The sequence below is a fragment of the Cupriavidus sp. GW822-FHT06G04 genome, assembly GCF_058799075.1.
The window spans coordinates 354,903-375,006 of record NZ_JBXALD010000001.1; the positions used below are offsets into that span (position 1 = coordinate 354,903).

Annotated in this window: 16 protein-coding genes; 4 read left to right on the forward strand and 12 right to left on the reverse strand. The window is 65.4% G+C overall.

The window, feature by feature from the left end:
• Nucleotides 1-41: 41 nt before the first annotated feature.
• From AC1RKI_RS01620 to AC1RKI_RS01675, 12 genes are all read right to left on the reverse strand, one after another.
• The gene (locus tag AC1RKI_RS01620; RefSeq protein WP_061958643.1) at nt 42-746 is read right to left on the reverse strand and encodes a DUF502 domain-containing protein; all 705 of its coding nucleotides are present in this window, start codon (nt 744-746) and stop codon (nt 42-44) included.
• 14 nt (nt 747-760) lie between these two features.
• Nucleotides 761-1,102 carry an FmdB family zinc ribbon protein gene (locus AC1RKI_RS01625; protein WP_150980114.1) on the reverse strand — a complete coding sequence of 114 codons (342 nt, stop codon included), beginning with the start codon at nt 1,100-1,102 and terminating at the stop codon, nt 761-763.
• 249 nt (nt 1,103-1,351) lie between these two features.
• Nucleotides 1,352-2,788: a high affinity choline transporter 1 gene (locus tag AC1RKI_RS01630; protein WP_061958673.1), complete on the reverse strand. Its 1,437-nt coding sequence runs from the start codon at nt 2,786-2,788 to the stop codon at nt 1,352-1,354.
• A gap of 278 nt (nt 2,789-3,066) precedes the next feature.
• Nucleotides 3,067-4,644: a ubiquinone biosynthesis regulatory protein kinase UbiB gene (gene ubiB / locus AC1RKI_RS01635; RefSeq protein ID WP_061958644.1), complete on the reverse strand. Its 1,578-nt coding sequence runs from the start codon at nt 4,642-4,644 to the stop codon at nt 3,067-3,069.
• A gap of 74 nt (nt 4,645-4,718) precedes the next feature.
• On the reverse strand, nt 4,719-5,402 hold the full coding sequence (locus AC1RKI_RS01640; RefSeq protein WP_061958645.1) for a ubiquinone biosynthesis accessory factor UbiJ: 684 nt from the start codon (nt 5,400-5,402) through the stop codon (nt 4,719-4,721).
• 102 nt (nt 5,403-5,504) lie between these two features.
• Nucleotides 5,505-6,491: a Tim44 domain-containing protein gene (locus tag AC1RKI_RS01645; RefSeq protein WP_492794084.1), complete on the reverse strand. Its 987-nt coding sequence runs from the start codon at nt 6,489-6,491 to the stop codon at nt 5,505-5,507.
• Nucleotides 6,492-6,541: 50 nt separating this feature from the next.
• A complete protein-coding gene (ubiE, locus tag AC1RKI_RS01650; protein WP_061958646.1) occupies nt 6,542-7,273 on the reverse strand; it encodes a bifunctional demethylmenaquinone methyltransferase/2-methoxy-6-polyprenyl-1,4-benzoquinol methylase UbiE in 732 nt (243 codons plus the stop codon).
• A gap of 21 nt (nt 7,274-7,294) precedes the next feature.
• Nucleotides 7,295-7,711, reverse strand: coding sequence for a gamma-butyrobetaine hydroxylase family protein (locus tag AC1RKI_RS01655; RefSeq protein WP_150980118.1), 417 nt, complete (start codon nt 7,709-7,711; stop codon nt 7,295-7,297).
• Between the two features lie 70 nt (nt 7,712-7,781).
• Nucleotides 7,782-9,692 carry an ABC transporter ATP-binding protein/permease gene (locus AC1RKI_RS01660; protein ID WP_492794082.1) on the reverse strand — a complete coding sequence of 637 codons (1,911 nt, stop codon included), beginning with the start codon at nt 9,690-9,692 and terminating at the stop codon, nt 7,782-7,784.
• 168 nt (nt 9,693-9,860) lie between these two features.
• Nucleotides 9,861-10,295 (reverse strand): HIT family protein, encoded by a 435-nt coding sequence (locus AC1RKI_RS01665; protein ID WP_227458245.1) that lies wholly within the window; start codon nt 10,293-10,295, stop codon nt 9,861-9,863.
• A gap of 102 nt (nt 10,296-10,397) precedes the next feature.
• The gene (locus AC1RKI_RS01670) at nt 10,398-14,372 is read right to left on the reverse strand and encodes a DUF3683 domain-containing protein (protein ID WP_492794080.1); all 3,975 of its coding nucleotides are present in this window, start codon (nt 14,370-14,372) and stop codon (nt 10,398-10,400) included.
• Nucleotides 14,373-14,551: 179 nt separating this feature from the next.
• Nucleotides 14,552-15,130 (reverse strand): YqaA family protein, encoded by a 579-nt coding sequence (locus tag AC1RKI_RS01675; RefSeq protein WP_150980121.1) that lies wholly within the window; start codon nt 15,128-15,130, stop codon nt 14,552-14,554.
• Nucleotides 15,131-15,385: 255 nt separating this feature from the next.
• Here AC1RKI_RS01675 and AC1RKI_RS01680 point away from each other — a divergent pair, with 255 nt between their 5' ends.
• The 4 genes from AC1RKI_RS01680 to AC1RKI_RS01695 all read left to right on the forward strand — a co-directional run bounded on the left by AC1RKI_RS01680 (nt 15,386) and on the right by AC1RKI_RS01695 (nt 20,104).
• Nucleotides 15,386-15,901: a (2Fe-2S)-binding protein gene (locus tag AC1RKI_RS01680; protein ID WP_061958676.1), complete on the forward strand. Its 516-nt coding sequence runs from the start codon at nt 15,386-15,388 to the stop codon at nt 15,899-15,901.
• Between the two features lie 12 nt (nt 15,902-15,913).
• Nucleotides 15,914-18,298 carry a xanthine dehydrogenase family protein molybdopterin-binding subunit gene (locus AC1RKI_RS01685; RefSeq protein WP_492794078.1) on the forward strand — a complete coding sequence of 795 codons (2,385 nt, stop codon included), beginning with the start codon at nt 15,914-15,916 and terminating at the stop codon, nt 18,296-18,298.
• A gap of 14 nt (nt 18,299-18,312) precedes the next feature.
• Nucleotides 18,313-19,113, forward strand: a complete 801-nt coding sequence (locus AC1RKI_RS01690) for an FAD binding domain-containing protein (RefSeq protein WP_227458249.1) — start codon at nt 18,313-18,315, stop codon at nt 19,111-19,113.
• Nucleotides 19,114-19,207: 94 nt separating this feature from the next.
• Nucleotides 19,208-20,104, forward strand: a complete 897-nt coding sequence (locus AC1RKI_RS01695) for an AAA family ATPase (protein WP_061958653.1) — start codon at nt 19,208-19,210, stop codon at nt 20,102-20,104.

Genomic DNA, 20,104 nt, shown 5'->3' on the forward strand with positions numbered 1-20,104 from the left:
ATTCCCTGTAAAGCGAGGCCGCAAGGCGCGGCCGCGCGCAATCAATTGGTATGGGTGTCGACGATCTCGTCGTCATCGGCGCCGATCGCCAGCGCGCCGGCCGTCGCGGGCTGCGCGCCATGCTTGCGTGGCAGGTCGGCGGGGGCCACCACGCCCATCGACACGATGTACTTCAGCGCCGCGTCGACGGTCATGTCCAGCTCGATGGTGTCGGCCTTGGGCATCATCAGGAAGAAGCCCGAAGTCGGATTGGGCGTGGTCGGCACATAGACGCTGACGTATTCGCCCTGGAGGTGATTCTGCACGTCTCCGCCCGGGCGCCCGGTCAGAAACGCAATCGTCCACGATCCTTCGCGCGGATACTGCACCAGCAGCGCCTTGCGAAACGCGTTGCCGGACGAGGACAGCAGCGTGTCCGAAACCTGCTTCACGCTGGTGTAGATCGGACCGACAACGGGGATGTGGCCCAGCAGCGCCTCCCACCAGCGCACCAGGCGCTGGCCGATGAAGTTGTGGGCCAGCACGCCCACCAGCAGGATGAACAGCAGCGTCAGAATCGCGCCCAGGCCGGGAATGCGCCGCCCGAACAGGTTCTCGGGCTGCCACGCCAGCGGCAGCAGCGCCATGCTCTGATCCATCGTGCCGATGATCAGGTTGAGCACCCATAGCGTGATGCCCAGCGGCACCAGCACGAGCAGCCCGGTCAGGAACCAGGTCTTGAGAGCGGAAGTCTTGTTGGTGGCCACGGCGCGCCTGACGATCAGTGGCTGGCGCTGGAGCCGGCGTTACCGCCAGCTGCCGGCGCGGCCGAAGCGCTGGCGCTCGAGCCCGTCGAACCCGACGAGTCGCCCGATGCGCCCGATGCGCCGGAGGCCGGCGCAGCGGACGTGGCCGCGGCGCCGGTCGCGCCGCCGCTGCCGCCACGGAAGTCCGTCACATACCAGCCCGAGCCCTTGAGCTGGAAGCCGGCGGCGGTGAGCTGCTTCTTGAAGGTGCCGGCGGCGCCGCAGGATGGGCAGTCCGTGAGCGGGGAATCGCTCATCTTCTGCAGCACATCGCGCCCGTGGCCACAGGCGTCGCAACGGTAGGCATAGATCGGCATGATGGTTTTTTCGCGGGATTCAGGAACGTAAAGCGGATAAATGGCGGCGCCACGCGGTTTTGACAAGGCAGCCAAACGGGGCGGGCCAATGTCGCAACAAGAGGGCGTGCGGCGATGCAAAGCTTTGGATTATAAACCGTCGGAGTTCGACAGGCCGTCACGAATAGCGGCCAATCGCGGTCGCAAACGTCGTCGACACATCGCCGCGTCGCGCTGGACCCGCCCGGCACGGCGTTCCCGCATGAAAAGTTAAGCGATGTGCACTTCCCGGACCGACGGCCGATCGCTGATCCATTGCGGGAGCAGCGACCCGAAGATCATGCCTGAAATCGAAAACAGCAGGCCAACCATTTGAGGGGGCATCGCGGCATCGGCAAAGGCCACCTCGCAGGTCAACCACGATACCAGGCCGAGCAGAATCGCCAGCAGCCCGCCTTGCCGCGTGGCGGGCTTCCAGAACAGACCGAAGGCCAGCGGCACGAACGACGACACCAGCGTCACCTTGTAGGCGTTTTCCACCATATGGAAAATCGACAGGTGCGAATTGAGCGCGAACAACGTGACCAGGGTCGTGAAGACCAGCACCACCGCCTGCATCACGCGCAGGAACTGCTTGTCGCTGAGATGGCGGAAATACGGCCGCATGATGTTTTCGGCGAAGGTCACCGACGGCGCCAGCAACGTCGCCGAAGCGCAACTCTTGATCGCCGAAAGCAGCGCACCGAAGAACATTACCTGCGCGAACATCGGTGCGTGGGTCAGGATCAGTTTCGGCAGGATCAGTTGCGAATCGGCGTTGATGTATTTCTCGACCATGCCTGGGTCGATCAGCGTGGCCGAATAGGCCAGGAACATCGGAATGAAGGCGAAGAAGAAATACAGCACGCCGCCCAGCACCGATGCGCGCCCGGCGATTTTCTCCGTCTTGGACGATGTCACGCGCTGGAATACGTCCTGCTGCGGAATCGACCCGAGCATCATCGTGAACAGTGCCGCTGCAAACCCGATGATCTGCACCAGATCGAGCGAAGGCAGGAATTCGAACTTGCCGGCCGCGGCAGCGTGGGACACCACCGCGGCGACGCCGCCGGCCTGGCCGCTGACCTCGTAGCCGATGTAGAGCATGCCGACCACGATGATGATCATCTGGATGAAATCGGTCACGGCCACCGACCACATGCCGCCGAACAACGTGTAGACCAGCACGCTGGCCGCCCCGATCATCATGCCCGCGTCCTGCGACAGCGCGCCGTCGGACACCGTGTAGAACACCAGGCCAAGCGCCTTGATCTGCGCGGCCACCCAGCCCAGATACGACACCACGATGCACAGCGTGGTCAGCACTTCGGCCAGTCGCCCGTAGCGGTTATGGTAGTAGTCGCCGATGGTGAGCAGGTTCATCCGGTACAGCGGCCGGGCGAAGAACAGACCTACCAGGATCAGGCACAACGATGAGCCGAAGGGATCGGACACCACGCCCGAAAGCCCTTCCTTGAGGAACACGGCGGGAATGCCCAGCACCGTCTCGGAGCCGAACCAGGTGGCGAACACCGTGGCGGTGACGATATAGAACGGCAGGCTGCGGCCCGCGACGGCGAAGTCGGCGGTGCCCTTGACGCGCAGTGCCGCCCACAGGCCGATGCCGACCGAGATAATCCAATAGACGATGACAAACCAGATCAGCATGCCGCTGCCCCATCCCAAATAGCCAGAAATGCCCTGGTGGCGAAAAACCGAATGCCGGCCGGGGCCCTGGCGCTTGCCCAGGATGACTCCGGCCGGAGTCCAATTCATCGGTCGGGGCCGCGGGCGCCCGGGCGGGCATAAGCGGTCGTAGCCGAATCAAACCGCGGATTATAGCGACGCAGACCCGTGCGGGAGGAAAAAATTCCCGCCGGCGCGGTCAATTCCCCACAGTGGCGCCGCGTCGGTGCGGCATCGGGCGCATCGGCGCGGCGCAGCGCTTACCAGTAACCCGCCCAGGCCAGCGCTTGCACGATCACGATGCCGGCCAGGAAGCCCCCGACCAGCAGCAGCGCGGTGGACAGCCGGCGATTGGTGCGGCGCTGCTCGAGCACCAGCAGCGCCAGCAGGCGCTCCTGCTCGGCGTTGTTCTGCAGCGCGCGGCGCTCCAGGAACTGATGCGCCAGCCGCGGAAAATCGGGCAGCATCTTGGCCCATTGCGGCGCCTCGACCTTGATCCGCTCCCACGCGCCCTGCCAACCCACCTGTTCGTACATCCAGCGTTCCAGGAACGGCTTGGCGGTTTTCCAGAGATCGAGATCGGGATCGAGCTGGCGTCCCAGTCCTTCGATATTGAGCAGCGTCTTCTGCAACAGCACCAGTTGCGGCTGGATTTCCACATTGAAGCGGCGCGACGTCTGGAACAGGCGCATCAGCACCATGCCCAGCGAAATTTCGCGCAGCGGCTTGTCGAAATAGGGTTCGCAGCACGCGCGCACGGCCGATTCCAGTTCCTCGACACGCGTCTCGGGCGGCACCCAGCCTGATTCCACATGCAGCAGCGCCACGCGGTGATAGTCGCGCCGGAAGAATGCGATGAAATTCTGCGCCAGGTAGTTCTTGTCGAATTCCGACAGCGCGCCGACGATGCCGAAATCGAGCGCGATATAGCGCCCGAACGTCTCCGGCTGCACCGACACGAGGATGTTGCCCGGGTGCATGTCGGCGTGGAAAAAGCCGTCGCGGAACACCTGCGTGAAGAAGATTTCCACGCCCTCCTCGGCCAGCTTGTGCATGTCGACGCCAGCCGCCTTCAGCGATTCGGTACGGGAAATCGGGATGCCGTGCATCCGCTCCATCGTGAACACGCTGCTCGTGCACCAGTCCCAGAACACCTCCGGCACGCACAGCAGGTTGCTGTCGGCAAAGTTGCGGCGCAGCTGGCTGGCGTTGGCTGCCTCGATCATCAGGTCGAGTTCGTCATGCAGGTACTTGTCGAACTCGGCCACCACCTCGCGCGGCTTCAGCCGGCGGCCGTCGACCCAGACGCGCTCCAGCCACGTGGCCATGTCGCGCATCAGCGCCAGATCGCTGTCGATGATCGGCAGCATGCCGGGCCGCAGCACCTTCACGGCCACCTCGCGGCCGTGGTTGGGCCCGCCGCGCAGCGTGGCAAAGTGCACCTGTGCGATCGACGCGCTGGCCACCGGCTGGTGCTCGAAGTTGTCAAACAGGTAATCGAGCGGCCTGCCCAGCGACTTCTCGATGATCCGGACCGCCAGGGCCGAATCGAACGGCGGCACCTGATCCTGCAGCTTGGCCAGTTCGTCGGCAATGTCGGGAGGCATCAGGTCGCGGCGCGTCGACAGCACCTGGCCGAACTTGACGAAGATCGGCCCCAGCGCGGTCAGGGCAAGGCGCAGACGCTCGCCGCGTGGCAATTCGAGCTTGCGGCCGATGGTGATGACGCGCACCAGAAACTTGATGCGCCGGCTCTTGAAACCGGACAGCACGAGTTCATCGAGCCCGTAGTAGAGAACGATGAAAATAATCTTGCAGAGGCGCAGCAGGCGGGTCATGCGGGGATCTTCAGAAGACAACGCCGCGCGACGCGGCGACGGAAAGCAACATGGCGGCAATCATCGGCCGGCGTTCAGCGGTGGGCCGATGGCAGCGACCCCGGGGAACCCGCTCCCGGCGTCTGGCTTGCCGACCGCTCCAGGCGTTCGAGCCGCTTTTCCAGCCGCGCCAGATCGTCGCGCAGACGCGCCACATCGCTGCTGAATTCGTCCAGTGCGGCATGCCGCACCAGCGTCGGCTGCTCGTCGAGCAGGTATTCGGTGACGTTGTCGATCAGCGCGCGGCCCACCCGCGTGGCGCTTTCGTGCACCTGGCGTGCGCCCTCGACCACGCGCTGCGCCACGCTGTCGCTGACTGGGCCGCCCATCACACCGCGCAACGCGCGCGACAGGTCTTCGGCGGCATCCCAACGCAGGTTGCGCGCCAGCGTCGACACCACGTTGGCCAGTTCGGCATCGCCTTCGATGCGCACATGACGCATGGCCGCGGCCTGACCGCCTTCGGCCACGTCGGCTGCCACCAGCGGCCACTGCTGCAGCGGCACGATCAACGTGACGGCCGCTTCCGATCCCGCTGGCGCCTGCTCGACACCGCCCTGCGCGGTCACGTTGAGCGACAGTGAAAATGCCGCCGCGTCGTAGCGGACGACCCGGCCCGCAAACGGCGCCAGCAGGCTGCAGGCCCATGGTTCCTGTTCGATCAGGTGATTCAGTGCGGCGACGATTGGCGCGGCCAGCGGTGTCGGCAAAGCGTTCATGGCGTCCGGTAACAAAAAAAGGCCCACGCGCACGTGGGCCTCCATTCTAAGCTACTCGCCCGCCGCTTCATGTCATCCATGTCGCGGCAGGACGGGCCCGCTTCAGGATTCCTGCTGGATCCCGGCCAGCAGCCAGCCGCCGTCCCCGGACGTCGACTTGGCCAGGTTCCAGACCTCGCCGAACGGCTGCGCGGCCTCGCCCGCGTTCTCGCGGATCATGCCCGAGAAACGCACGCTGGCGATATGCTGCGTCGGCGTCGATTCGATGCCAAGCAATTGCGCATCGAGCGTCACGACATCGGTCTTGTTGGGCTGCGCACCGCGCTCGGTCAGATCCATCTTGATCTCGGCGAACATCTCGGGCGTGGTGAATTCGCGGATGTCGTCCAGATTGCCGGCGTCCCACGCGGCCTGCAGCCGAACATAGTGCACCTTGGCGTTGCGCAGGAAGGCTTCGGTATCGAAATCGGCCGGAACGCCCCATGGCTGCGCAACGGAAGCCGCAGCACCGGCAGCCGCCCCGCCCATCACGGGATTGGATGCCGCCCCGTTGAAGACCGGGGTTTCCGCCTGGCGCAAGGTCGGCTCGGCCTGGCGGCTGGCGCCGCCATAGCCTGCGTTCGACGCGCTGCCGTTACCCATGCCGGCGTAAGCGGGCGTCTGCGAACGGGCCGAACCGCCACGGAACTTGCGGTAGAGCCACAGTGCGATCAGGGCGATCACGCCAATCATGATCACGTTGGCCAGGAAGCTGGCCGCTGCGCCACCCAGACCGAAGTGCGACAGCAGGTAGCCAAGGCCCAGACCGGCCGCCAGACCGCCCAGCATGCCGCCCCAGTTGCGCTTGGGCGCCGCCGCGGCGGCAGTGCCCGCAGCACCGGCCGCGGCAGGCGCGGCCTGTTGTGCCGGCTGGGCCGGCGTGGTGTTCTGCTGCGGCGGCGCGCTCTGGCGCTGCTGCGTCACCGACGACGATTGCTTGCCGATGCTGCGCGAGCCGCCAAGGCGCTTCGCATTGGCGTCGACCGCCGCCCCGAGGGCAATTGTCGCCATCAGCGCAATAGCCAGGAATTTTCCACGAAAAGAAGACATTATCTGCGATCCCCTGTCATTTTCGGCCATTATTAGCCGAACATGGCGAATTAATACTTTCTTCCAACGTGGAGCGCCACTACTCCGCCCGTCAGATTGAAGTATTCGACCTTTTCCAGTCCAACTTGTTCCATTATGCGTACAAGTGAACCCTGGTCCGGATGCATTCTGATCGATTCCGCCAGATAGCGATAGCTAGGGGCATCCCCGGCGACGCGCTCGCCCAGCCACGGCAGCACCTTGAAAGAATAGACGTCGTAGATTTTTTCGAGCGGTTTCCAGACTTTGGAGAATTCCAGCACCATCACCTTGCCGCCCGGCTTGACCACGCGGCGCATCTCGGCCAGCGCGCGGTCCTTGTGCGTCATGTTCCGGAGCCCGAACGCCACGGTCACCAGATCGAAATAGTTGTCCGGGAACGGGATCTTTTCAGCGTCGCAAAGCGCCACCGGTGTCACGACGCCCTTGTCCAGCAAGCGGTCGCGTCCCACGCGCAGCATCGACTCGTTGATATCGGTAAGCCAGACCTCGCCGGTCGGGCCCGCCTGCCGGGCGAACGCCTTGGCCAAATCACCGGTGCCGCCGGCGATATCGAGTACCTTCTGGCCGGGTCGCACGTTGGCCTGCGCAATAGTGAACATCTTCCAGAGCCGGTGCATGCCGCCGGACATCAGGTCGTTCATCACATCGTATTTGGCAGCCACCGAATGGAATACGCCGGCAACCTTGCCGGCCTTTTCCGCTTCGTCGACTTTCTCGAACCCGAAGTGGGTCTCGCTCATTCTCAAACTCCAGGGCTGAATTTAGTGGTGATGACCGCAACCATGGCCGCCCGCGGCGGGCATCGGATCATCGCGGTTCAGGCCGGCGACTTCGAGCCGCTTCAGATAGTCCGCCCACAACGCATCCTGCTGGTCGCCCAGGCGGTACAGCAGTTCCCAGCTGTAGATGCCGGTGTCATGGCCGTCGTCGAAGCGAATCAGGATGGCGTAGTTGCCTACCGGTTCCACCGCCGCGATGCCGACGCCGCGCTTGCCGGTCTGCAGCGTCTCCTGGCCAGGGCCGTGGCCCTGCACTTCCGCGGAGGGCGAGTATACGCGCAGCAACTCGAACGGCAGGCGCCAGGCGCGGCCGTTGTCGAAGCCGATTTCCAGCACGCGCGATTGCGTGTGGACGGTCAGCGCGGTGGGGTGTGGGGTGTCTTTTTCCAGGCCAGCCATGATCAGGGGCGCGGCGCCGTCCGCGCGCCGCTCTGTGCCATGGGAGCGACTGGGGGCAGAACGGTCGCCGTCACGCGTCTTGTACGACCCGATAGCTTACTCCACCGCCCTCGCCTTGCCCATCCCGCGGCCCCGCGCCGCTTTCGTCCGCGCCATCGCCGACCGGCACGTAGCGCAGCCTGCGGTCATGGAAGGCCGCAACGGTGCTGCGGTGCGCAATGCTGACGATCGCCGCATCGGGCAGCGCCTGCACCATCAGCTGGTACATCGCGCGTTCGGTGTCCTCGTCGAGCGCGCTGGTGGCTTCGTCGAGGAAGAGGAAATCGGGCTTCTGCAGCAGCGCGCGCGCAAAGGCCAGCCGTTGCTGTTCGCCGGGCGACAGCCGCAGCGACCAGTTGTCGAACACGTCCAGGTGTCGCGCCAGCATGCCCAGCCGCGCCTGGTGTAACACGTTGACCATCGTCTCGCGCGAATGAACATTGCCGGCGTCGGGATACGACAACGCGTCGGCAAGCGTGCCGATCGGCAGGTAGCTGCGCTGCGGCAGAAACAGCATGCGCCGATGCGGCACGGTGATACGCCCGCTGCCATAGGGCCAGATGCCCGCCAGCGCGCGGAACAGCACGCTCTTGCCGCACCCCGACGGCCCGTTCACGAGCCAGCGCTCGCCCGGGGCGATCGACAGCGAGAACGGCGCGACCAACGGCCGCACTCCCGGATGATGGAGCGGGTCGACGCCTTCTGCGTCCACGTCCGTGCCGCCTCGCACCGGCAGCGCCAGGGCCAGGCCGCTGACCGTCACGTCGCCTTGCGCCGGATCGGCGGCCGGCACGACCTCGACGTCGCCGGGGCCTTCGGGTGTCAGATCCTGGCGTTCGGCCACACGAATGGCTTCCTGGAAATCGATCAACCGGTTGGCCGCCGCCTTCCATCCCACCAGCGTCGCGTAACTGTCCACGAACCACGACAGCGCCCCTTGCACCTCCCTGAAGGCCGAATTGATCTGCATAAGGCCGCCCAGCGTGAGCTTGCCGGAGAAATACCGCGGCGCGGCAACCAGCAGCGGGAAGATGATCGCGAACTGCCCATAGCCCGAATTCACGAATGTCAGGCGGCGCGTATAGCGCATCAACTGGTTCCAGTTGGCGCGGATGCGTTCAAACCGCGCGCGCAGCCCTGCTTCCTCCGTCGGCTCGCCGCGATACAGCGCCACCGGCTCGCTGTTTTCGCGCAGCCGGACCAGCATGAAACGGAAATTTGCCTCGTACTGTTCCTGCTGGAACGACAGGCCGATCAGCGGACGCCCCACGAAGTGGGCAATCAGCGAGCCAACCACCGCATAGGCAATGGCAAACCACACCATGTAGCCGGGAATAGTCAGATCGACGCCGCCCAGCGCCAGGCTGATCGGCCCGGACACGGTCCACAGAATGCCGATGAACGACACCAGCGTCACGACCGAATTGAGCAGGCCCATCGACAGCGACAACGCGCCATCGGTGAACTGGCGCAGATCGTCGGCCAGCCGCTGGTCGGGGTTGTCGGTGGCATGGGTCTGCTCGATGCGGTAGTACGCCTGGTGGCCGAGCCAACGCTGCAGGAACGTGCCGGTCATCCACGTCCGCCAGCGCATCTGCAGCATCATCTGGTAATACTGGCGCGAGATGGCCAGCACGATGAAGGCCGCGGCGATCCAGGAAAACCGCACCAGCAACAGCTTGAACGACGCGTAGTCGCGCTGCTCGATGGCGTTGTAGAACACGCGGTTCCACTCGTTGAGCAGCACGTTGATATAGACGATGCCCAGGTTCAGCGCCACCACCAACAGCAGCAGGCCGACGCCCGCCTTGCGGTCATCGGATTTCCAGTAGGGCTTGATCAGCGCCCAGGTAGCGGCCAGGCGCAGCCGGCTCTGGTTCTTGAGTGCCTCGGCTGGGACTGCGGGGCCGGGCACGATAACGGACGACGGTGTGGAAGACATGGCGCCAGCGGTTTGGCCCGCCGCACGGTGCGCCGGCGGGCGTGTTGTTGTTCGACCGGTGTCAGACGCGCCACCACGATGGCGGGTTCCGTACCAGACTGCAACGGCACTTTACCAAGGCCGCGGGGAATCTTGCAGGAGGGAGGACAAGCGCGCTGCGCGGGCCGGTCAATCGGCGGTGTCGAGCGCCGCGAGCGCGGTGCGCAGCGCCGGCAGCCGGCTGGCCAGCTCGGCGATCCGCGCCGGATCGGCGGCGCGTTGCGGCGCGGCCCAGACGGCCTCGGGGAAATGCGAATCCCAGCGATAGCGCGGAATGATGTGCCAATGCAGATGCGGCACCATGTTGCCCAGCGCGGCGAGGTTGACCTTGTCCGGCGTCATGACCTCGCGCACCAGCCGCTCGACGCGCGCCACCAGCCGCATCAGCCAGGCCTGGTCAGCATCGTCGAGATCGGTCAGTTCAGCGGCGTGGTCGTTCCACACCACGCGGCAGAATCCCGGAAAACGGTCGCGCTCGACCAGGATCACGCGCGCGCGGTCCCCCATCCAGACCAGCTCGCCGCCATCGGCTTCGCACAACGGACAATTGGGAATTCGTTTCATCGAGATATCTGAAAGGGCGAAGCTGCCGCGCACGCTCCCGCGCCGCAGAACGGGATGCGCATCGCGAGCGGCGGCACGCTGGGCGCCGCCGTCCGCGGTCGGTTACACCAGCACCCGCTCGATGCCGCCGGCATTTGCCTTGGCCACGTAATCGGGCATCCAGTCCGGCCCCAGCAGATGCTTGGCCATCTCCACGACGATGTAGTCGGCTGTCACCGACGCATCCTCGTTATAACGCGACAGGCCCTGCAGGCACGACGGGCAGCTGGTGAGAATCTTCACATCGCCGCCAAAGTCGTCGGCACGCAGCTTGTCGGCGCCCTTGCGCATTTCCTCTTCCTTGCGGAAACGGACCTGCGTGGAGATGTCCGGCCGCGTCACCGCCAGCGTGCCCGATTCGCCGCAGCAGCGTTCGTTCTTCTCGATCTTGCCGCCGCCCTGGTTGCCGCCCATCAGGTCGTTCACCAGCTTGGTCGGGTCCATGGTCTTGATCGGGGTGTGGCACGGATCGTGATACATGTAGCGCGTACCCGTGACACCTTCGAGCTTCACGCCCTTTTCGAGCAGATACTCGTGGATGTCGATGATGCGGCAGCCCGGGAAGATCTTGTCGAATTCGTAGCCGGCAAGTTGGTCGTAGCAGGTGCCGCAGCTCACCACCACGGTCTTGATGTCGAGATAGTTCAGCGTATTGGCCACGCGGTGGAACAGTACGCGGTTGTCGCTGACCATCTTCTCGGCCTTGTCGTACTGGCCGTTGCCGCGCTGCGGATAGCCGCAGCACAGGTAACCCGGCGGCAGCACGGTCTGCACGCCCACGTGCCAGAGCATGGCCTGCGTGGCGAGCCCCACCTGCGAGAACAATCGCTCCGACCCGCAGCCCGGGAAGTAGAACACGGCCTCGGTTTCGGCCGTGGTCGTCTTCGGATTGCGGATGATCGGAACGATCTCGTTGTCCTCGATGTCCAGCAGCGCGCGCGCCGTCTTCTTGGGCAGGTTGCCCGGCATCTTCTTGTTGATGAAGTGGATCACCTGCTCCTGCACGGGCGGCTTGCCGACCGTGGCGGGCGGATGCTGGGTCTGCTTCCTGGCCAGCTTCTTGAGCAGTTCGTTGCCCAGGCGCTGCGCCTTGTAGCCTACGCCCATCATGGCCGTGCGCGCCAGATTGATGGTCTGCGGGTTGGTCGCGTTCAGGAAGAACATCGACGCGGCGGTGCCCGGGTTGAATTTCTTCTGACCCATCTTGCGCAGCAGATTGCGCATGTTCATCGACACGTCGCCGAAGTCGATCTTGACCGGGCACGGCGTCACGCACTTGTGGCACACGGTGCAGTGATCGGCCACGTCGGAAAATTCGTCCCAGTGCTTGATCGACACGCCGCGGCGCGTCTGTTCCTCGTACAGGAACGCCTCCACCAGCAACGACGTCGCCAGGATCTTGTTGCGCGGGCTGTACAGGAGGTTGGCGCGCGGCACGTGCGTAGCACACACCGGCTTGCACTTGCCGCAGCGCAGGCAGTCCTTGACGCTATCGGCAATCGCGCCGATATCGCTCTGCTGCATGATGATGGACTCGTGCCCCATCAGGCCGAACGACGGCGTGTACGCGTTGCGCAGGTCCGCGCCGGGCAGCAGCTTGCCCTTGTTGAAGCGGCCTTGCGGATCGACGCGCTGCTTGTAGTCGCGGAATTCGCCGATCTCGGCTTCGGTCAGGAATTCGAGCTTGGTGATGCCGATGCCATGCTCGCCGGAAATCACGCCATCGAGCGAACGGGCCAGCGCCATGATGCGGGCCACCGCGCGGTGCGCGTCCTGCAGCATGTCGTAGTCGTCGGAGTTGACGGGAATGTTGGTGTGAACGTTGCCGTCGCCAGCATGCATGTGCAGCGCGACGAACACCCGGCCGCGCAGCACCTGCTTGTGGATCTTCTGCGCTTCGTCGAGGATCGGCTTGAATTCGCCGCCGTTGAAGATCTTGCGCAGCTCGGCGCGGATCTCGGTTTTCCAGCTCACGCGAATGGTGCGGTCCTGCAGCAGATGGAACACCGCCGCATCGGGCTGCACCTGCAGGCGTTGTTCGAACGCGGGGCCGAGCAGGCCCAAACCGTGCCCGATCAGCGACGCGCGCGCCGCCGCCAGCGGCGTATCGAGATGATCCTGCAGATAGCGCCAGCGCGCGCGGATTTCGCGCAGCAGCGTCAGCGCGTGCTGCACGCGGTCTTCCAGCAGTTCGGCGCTGGGAATCTCGTTGGCGTCGTCGCTGCGGCCAAGCGGCAGGTTGCCGCGCGCGAAGAACGCTTCGAGTTCGTCGGTGAGCTTGAGCTTGTTCTTGATCGACAGCTCGATGTTGATGCGCTCGATGCCGTCGGTGTATTCGCCCATGCGCGGCAGCGGAATCACCACGTCTTCGTTGATCTTGAAGGCGTTGGTGTGGCGCGCGATGGCCGCGGTGCGCGAGCGATCGAGCCAGAACTTCTTGCGCGCCTCGGGGCTGACGGCGATAAAGCCTTCGCCGCTCTTGCCGTTGGCCATGCGGATCACTTCCGAGGTGGCGCGCGCCACGGCGTCTTCATCGTCGCCGACGATATCGCCGATCAGCACCATCTTCGGAAACGCATTGCGCTTGCTCTTCGTGGCGTATCCCACCGCGCGCAGATAGCGTTCGTCCAGATGCTCCAGCCCCGCCAGGATCGCGCCGCCTTCGCGCTTCGATTCGGCGTCGAGGTAGTCCTTGATTTCGACGATGCTTGGAATCGCGTCGCGCGGCTGGCCGAAGAATTCGAGGCACACCGTGCGAACATGGCGCGGCATGCGGTGCAGGATCCAGCGCGCGCTGGTGATGATGCCGTCGCAACCTTCCTTCTGCACGCCCGGCAGGCCCGCGAGGAATTTGTCCGTGACGTCCTTGCCCAGCCCTTCCTTGCGGAACTTGCGGCCCTCGATGGCCAGCGTTTCGGTGCGCAGCACCTTCTCGCCCGGCTTGCGATTGCCGTCCGACCACTTCAGTTCGAACGTGGCGACCGGCACATCGTGGATCTTGCCCAGGTTGTGGTCCATGCGCGTGATCTCGAGCCAGTTGCCCTCGGGATCGACCATGCGCCACCACGCCAGGTTGTCGAGCGCCGTGCCCCACAGCACGGCCTTCTTGCCGCCCGCGTTCATCGCCACGTTGCCGCCGATGCACGAAGCATCGATCGACGTGGGATCGACCGCGAACACCAGGCCAGCCTTGTCGGCCGCGTCGGCCACGCGGCGCGTCACCACGCCGGCGCCCGAGAAGATCGTCGCCACCTTGTGCGCAACGCCGGGCAGGTCGGACATCTCGACCGGATCGAGCTGTTCGAGCTTTTCGGTGTTGATGACGGCCGAGAACGGCGTCAGCGGCACGGCGCCGCCGGTGTAACCGGTGCCGCCTCCGCGCGGGATGATGGTCAGGCCCAGTTCGAAGCAGCCTTTGACCAGCCCGGCGATCTCTTCCTCGGTGTCCGGGGTCAGCACCACGAACGGATATTCGACGCGCCAGTCGGTGGCGTCGGTCACATGCGACACGCGCGACAGTCCGTCGAACTTGATGTTGTCCTTCTGCGTAACCTTGCCCAGCACGCGCTGCGCGCGCTTGCGCAACGCATAGGCTTCGGCGAATTCGGTCTTGAACGATTCGATCGCCTGCTTGGCGAACGCCACCAGTTGCTCAACGCGGTGCGAGCGGTCTTCGGCGGCGGGCTCGGCGTGCTCGGCGCGATCGGCGGCGCGGCGCTTTTCGATTTCGCTCAGGCGATGGTGCAGCGCGCCGACCAGCATCTGGCGGCGCTTGGGATTTTCGAGCAGGTCGTCCTGCAGATACGGATTGCGGCGCACCACCCAGATGTCGCCCAGCACTTCGTACAGCATGCGGGCCGAACGGCCGGTGCGGCGTTCGCCGCGCAATTCGTCGAGAATGCGCCAGGCTTCTTCGCCCAGCAGCCGGATAACAATCTCGCGATCCGAAAACGACGTGTAGTTATAGGGGATCTCGCGCAGGCGCGGCGGGGCGTCCTGCGCTGCGAGCTTGGCGTCGAGCACGAGTGGGGCGTTCATGGGCGGGACCGCTTCGAAGCTGCGCACGGGGACAGTGCGCGGATTTTCGTCATTAAAGGGCGATTGTACTGCAACGCCCTGTTTCGCTGCACCGCACCATTCGCCTTTTGCCCGAATAACCCCTGAATCGATCCGGGATCTTCGCGCTTTGCATGCAATTCATGCTGTTGGCGAATCTTCTAGAACCACTGGCGGATCGCCTCCCCCACGCCGTGCCAGAACGAGTCGGGAATCCACAGCAAACTCCCGGTCATGATCAGGTAGCGCAGGAACTTGCCGATCGCCATGTAGCCCAGGCTTTGCCAGAACGGCATGCGCAACCAACCGGCCAACGTGCACAAAGGATCACCAATGCCGGGCAGCCACGACAGCAGCATGGTCGGCGGGCCATAGCGGCGCATCCAGCGGAAATATTTCGCGTCCAGCTTGGGCTTTTGGCGCTTGCGCGGATGCGGGCGGTGCGCGGCGTGTTCCAGTTCATGCTGGTGATGCTGGCGCCGTTGGCGGTAGCGCACCAGCGCCAGCTTGGCCGCGTAGCCCAGCCACCAGTCGATCGCGCCGCCCAGCGTATTGCCGGCCGTGGCCACGATCACGGCGGGCCAGAACATCTGCGGGTTCAGCTTCACATAGCCGAACACGGCCGGCTCGGACCCCAGCGGCAGCAACGTGGCCGACACCAGGCTGACCACGAAAATGGCCGGCAGCCCTACCTTGGGCAGTGCAATCGTGTCGAACAGCCAGTCGATAAAGGCTTCCATGCGTCGGATAACAGAGGGCGGCGAAGCGCAGAGTAACCCGCATGGCGACACCCCAGGTTTTGTGATTAACTGTTAGAGCCTGTTGCGGCGATTCGTTCATCGCGCCGCGTCGATGGGGCAAACCCGGCAGCACCAATATCACGAAATAGCCGTCTCAACCAAGCGGCAGTACCGCGTCGTGGCCTGTCCCGCGCAGTCGTCATTATCGGGATCGGCGGAGCTGGCCATGCGCGCACCACCCACATGGAGACAAGCATGGCAATTCCCATCCGCCTGACGGTCAATGGCAAGCCCGTTGACGCCCAGGTCGAACCCAACACCCTTCTGGTTCAGTTTCTGCGCGAGCAGCTTCGCCTGACCGGCACCCATGTGGGATGCGACACCGCCCAGTGCGGCGCCTGCACCGTGCATCTGGACGGCCGCGCGGTGAAGTCCTGCAACATGCTCGCGCTCCAGGCGGATGGCGCCAGCGTGACCACCATCGAGGGCCTTGCCGCCAATGGCGAAATGCACCCGATGCAACAGGCATTCCGCGAGTGCCACGGCCTGCAATGCGGCTTTTGCACGCCCGGCATGGTGATGGCGGCCACGTCGCTGCTGGCGCAGCAGCCCAATGCCGATGCGCAGGCGATCCGCGAGCAGCTCGACGGCAACCTGTGCCGCTGCACCGGCTATCACAACATCGTGCGCGCCGTGCAGCAGGGGCAGGCCGCGATGCAGGCTGGTGGCGCCGCGCAGCGCGGCGAGCGCGCCGCGGTCAGCGCCGAATAAGGGAGGCCCGTCATGAACGCACCCGACAAACAGGCGCTGATCGGCGCATCCGTGCGCCGCAAGGAAGACTATCGCTTCCTCACCGGCAACGGCCAGTACACCGACGACGTCACGCTGCCGCACCAGAGCTACGCGTATTTCGTGCGCTCGCCGCACGCTCACGCGCGCATTCGTTCGATCGATACCAAAGAAGCGCTCGCCTCGCCCGGCGTGATCGCCGTGCTGACTGGCGAGGACATGGCGGCCGACAAGGTCGGCGGCCTGCCCTGCGGCTGGCTGATCCACAGCATCGACGGCTCGCCGATGAAGGAGCCGCCGCACCCCGCGCTGGCGCACGGCAAGGCACGCCACGTGGGCGACCAGGTGGCGCTGGTGATCGCCGAATCGGTGCAGCAGGCACGCGACGCCGCGGAAAAGATCGACGTCGACTACGAGGAACTGCCCGCCGTGGTGAACCCCGCCGAGGCCGCCGCGGCTTCGACGCTGGTGCACGACGATGTGCCCGCCAACACCTGCTATACCTGGGGTCACGGCGACAAGGCCGCCACCGACGCGGCGTTCGCCAAGGCCGCGCATGTGACCACGCTGGAGATCGTCAACAACCGGCTGATCCCGAATGCGATCGAGCCGCGCGCGGTCAACGCCAGCTACACGCGCCAGGACGACGCCTACACCGTGTACGTGTCGAACCAGAACCCGCATGTGGAACGCCTGCTGATGGGCGCGTTCGTGCTGGGGCTGCCCGAATCGCGGTTGCGCATCATCGCGCCCGACGTCGGCGGCGGCTTCGGCTCGAAGATCTTTCTCTACCCTGAAGACGTCGCGCTGACCTGGGCGTCGAAGAAGGTCGGCCGCCCGGTCAAGTGGACGGCCGAGCGGTCCGAGTCGTTCCTGACCGACGCCCACGGGCGCGATCACGTGACCCGTGCCGAACTGGCGCTCGATGCGGTCGGCAAGTTCCTGGCGATGCGCGTGCATACGGTCGCCAACATGGGCGCGTACCTGTCCACCTTCGCCAGCAGCGTGCCGACCATCCTCTACGCCACGCTGCTCGCGGGCCAGTACGCCACACCCGCGATCTATGCGGAAGTGCAGGCCGTGTTCACCAATACGGCACCGGTCGACGCATATCGCGGCGCGGGCCGGCCCGAGGCCACCTATGTGGTCGAACGGCTGGTCGAGGCCGCCGCGCGCGAAACCAACACCGACCCGGCCGCGCTGCGCCGCAAGAACTTCATCCGCACCTTCCCGTACGCCACGCCGGTCGGCCTGACCTACGACACGGGCGACTACGAGCCCTGCCTGGCGCGCGCCGAGGAACTGGCCGACGTGGCCGGCTTTCCCGCCCGGCGCGACGCCGCCCGCCAGCGCGGCAAGCTGCGCGGTCTGGGCTATTCCTGCTACATCGAAGCCTGCGGGCTGGCGCCTTCCAATATTGCCGGCGCGCTCGGCGCGCGCGCGGGGCTGTTCGAAGTGGGCGAGATCCGCGTGCATCCGACCGGAACGGTGACGGTGTTCACGGGATCGCACAGCCACGGCCAGGGCCACGAGACCACCTTCGCGCAGATCGTGGCAGACCGCCTCGGCATTGCGCTGGATGCGGTGGAGGTCGTGCACGGCGATACGGGACGCGTGCCGTTCGGCATGGGCACGTACGGATCGCGCTCGCTGGCGGTGGGCGGATCGGCCATCATGAAAGCGCTCGACAAGATCGAGACCAAGGCCAAGAAGATTGCGGCGCATTTGCTGGAAGCGTCCGACACCGACATCGAATTCAGCGATGGTGTGTTCCGCGTGGCCGGCACCGACCGCACCAAGACCTTTGGCGAAGTGGCGCTGACCGCCTACGTGCCGCACAACTACCCGCTCGACAAGCTCGAACCGGGCCTGAACGAAAACGCCTTCTACGATCCGACCAACTTCACCTATCCGTCCGGCGCCTACATCTGCGAAGTCGAAGTCGATCCCGATACCGGCGAATCGCAGGTGGTCAAGTTCGTGGCGGTCGACGATTTCGGCAACATCATCAATCCGATGATCGTGGAAGGACAGGTGCACGGCGGCATCGGCCAGGGCCTCGGACAGGCGATGCTCGAACAATGCATCTACGATCCCGACAGCGGCCAGTTGCTGACCGGCTCGTACATGGACTACGCGATGCCGCGCGCGGGCGACCTGCCCGACTTCACGGTGGAAACCTCTCAAGGCACGCCATGCACGCACAATCCGCTGGGCGTAAAGGGCTGCGGCGAAGCAGGCGCCATCGGGTCGCCGCCCGCGTTCATCAACGCGCTGGTGGACGCGTTGTCGCCGCTTGGCGTGCATGACATACAGATGCCCGCCACGCCCCACCGCGTGTGGCAGGCCATCCAGGCCGCGCAATCCAGTGCGTCGTAACCGGGGAGATCGACATGTACGCATTTCAGTTTGAACGGCCCGCCGATGCCAAGTCCGCCGTGGCCCGCCTCAAGGCCGATGGCGATGCGAAATTCCTGGCTGGCGGCCAGAGCCTGCTCGCGGCGATGAAGCTGCGGCTGGCCGCTCCGTCGATGCTGGTCGATGTGGCGCGCATTCCCGGCATGGCCGACATCCGCGTGGAAGGCGACGCACTGGTGGTCGGCGGCGCCGCACGCCATGCCGACGTCGCGGCCAATGCCGAGGTCCGCCGGCGCATTCCGTCGCTGGCGGTGCTGGCCAACGGTATCGGCGACCGCCAGGTCCGGGCGATGGGCACGATCGGCGGATCGCTGGCCAACGATGATCCGGCCGCCGACTATCCCGCCGCGGTGCTGGCGCTGAACGCCACGGTGGTCACCGACCGTCGCGAGATCGCCGCCGATGACTTCTTCAAGGGCCTCTACGAAACCGCGCTGGCACCCGACGAACTGATCACGGCGGTGCGCTTTCCATCGCCCGATCAGGCCGCCTACATCAAGTTCCGCAATCCGGCGTCGCGCTTCGCGCTGGTTGGTGTGATGGTGGCGCGCACTGGCGGCACGGTGCGCGTGGCTGTCACCGGCGCGGCCGACAGCGTATTTCGCTCGACTGCACTGGAACAGGCGCTCGCGGCCAGTTTCACGCCGGCGGCGGCGCGCGCAGTGAAGATCGATCCTGCCGGGCTTAATGCGGATCTGCATGCGTCCGCGGCGTATCGCGCGCATCTGATTCCGGTGCTGGCGTCGCGCGCGGTGGAGCAGGCATCGAAGGGGTAGCCAGCCGCGCCGCGCCCTGCGCCCTTTTTCCAGGCGCCGTTCGGAAAAAGGGCGCGGGCGCGCTTCACAGCCGTCATCGCGAACCTCGGACTCAATGCTTCCCACCTCGATCGACCATACCCTCGCGCTGCTGGCCCGGCAGCAGTATTTCGCGGATCGCGAGACCGCCACGGTGCTGTATCTCGCGTTGCGCATGCAGCGCCCGCTGTTCCTGGAAGGCGAACCCGGCGTCGGCAAGACCGCGCTGGCCCACGCGATGTCCGGCATGCTTGGCACGCGGTTGCTGCGGCTGCAATGCTACGAAGGGCTCGATGCCGCCAGCGCGCTGTACGAATGGGACTATCCGCGCCAGATCATGGCGCTGCGGCTCGCTGAAGCACGCGGCGAGCGGCCCGAACAGCAGTCGCTCTATCACGACGACTTTCTGCTCAAACGGCCTTTGCTCGAAGCGCTGCTGCCCGACCCGGCCGCGCCGGGCATGCCACGCGTGCTGTTGATCGACGAAATCGATCGCGCCGACGAACCGTTCGAGGCCTTCCTGCTCGAAGTGCTGTCCGAATACCAGGTGTCGATTCCCGAAGTCGGCGTGGTGCGCGCGGAACGGCCGCCGCTGATCGTGATCACGTCGAACCGCACGCGCGAGGTGCATGACGCGCTCAAGCGCCGCTGCCTCTATCAATGGATGGGCTATCCGGAGCGCGATCGCGAGCTGCAGATCGTGGCCGCGCGCGCGCCCGAAGCGGCGGCTGCGCTGCAGCGCCAGGCGGTCGATTTCATCCATCGGCTGCGCGGCATCGACCTGTTCAAGGCGCCCGGTATCGCCGAAGCGATCGACTGGTGCCGCGCGCTGTCGGCGCTCGGCGTGACCGAACTCGATCCGCAATCGGTGCGCGACACGCTCGGCGTGCTGCTCAAGTACCAGGACGACCTGGCGCGCGCAGATGGACCCACGATCGCCGAACTGCTTGCCGCCGCGCCGGCTTCTGCCTGA

Coding starts and splice junctions, on each gene's coding strand:
- AC1RKI_RS01625 (WP_150980114.1), bottom strand. CDS start 1,102: ATGCCGATCTATGCCTACCGTTGCGACGCCTGTGGCCACGGGCGCGAT.
- AC1RKI_RS01630 (WP_061958673.1), bottom strand. CDS start 2,788: ATGCTGATCTGGTTTGTCATCGTCTATTGGATTATCTCGGTCGGCATC.
- ubiB (WP_061958644.1), bottom strand. CDS start 4,644: ATGACCCGCCTGCTGCGCCTCTGCAAGATTATTTTCATCGTTCTCTAC.
- AC1RKI_RS01640 (WP_061958645.1), bottom strand. CDS start 5,402: ATGAACGCTTTGCCGACACCGCTGGCCGCGCCAATCGTCGCCGCACTG.
- AC1RKI_RS01645 (WP_492794084.1), bottom strand. CDS start 6,491: ATGTCTTCTTTTCGTGGAAAATTCCTGGCTATTGCGCTGATGGCGACA.
- ubiE (WP_061958646.1), bottom strand. CDS start 7,273: ATGAGCGAGACCCACTTCGGGTTCGAGAAAGTCGACGAAGCGGAAAAG.
- AC1RKI_RS01655 (WP_150980118.1), bottom strand. CDS start 7,711: ATGGCTGGCCTGGAAAAAGACACCCCACACCCCACCGCGCTGACCGTC.
- AC1RKI_RS01660 (WP_492794082.1), bottom strand. CDS start 9,692: ATGTCTTCCACACCGTCGTCCGTTATCGTGCCCGGCCCCGCAGTCCCA.
- AC1RKI_RS01665 (WP_227458245.1), bottom strand. CDS start 10,295: ATGAAACGAATTCCCAATTGTCCGTTGTGCGAAGCCGATGGCGGCGAG.
- AC1RKI_RS01670 (WP_492794080.1), bottom strand. CDS start 14,372: ATGAACGCCCCACTCGTGCTCGACGCCAAGCTCGCAGCGCAGGACGCC.
- AC1RKI_RS01675 (WP_150980121.1), bottom strand. CDS start 15,130: ATGGAAGCCTTTATCGACTGGCTGTTCGACACGATTGCACTGCCCAAG.
- AC1RKI_RS01680 (WP_061958676.1), top strand. CDS start 15,386: ATGGCAATTCCCATCCGCCTGACGGTCAATGGCAAGCCCGTTGACGCC.
- AC1RKI_RS01685 (WP_492794078.1), top strand. CDS start 15,914: ATGAACGCACCCGACAAACAGGCGCTGATCGGCGCATCCGTGCGCCGC.
- AC1RKI_RS01690 (WP_227458249.1), top strand. CDS start 18,313: ATGTACGCATTTCAGTTTGAACGGCCCGCCGATGCCAAGTCCGCCGTG.
- AC1RKI_RS01695 (WP_061958653.1), top strand. CDS start 19,208: ATGCTTCCCACCTCGATCGACCATACCCTCGCGCTGCTGGCCCGGCAG.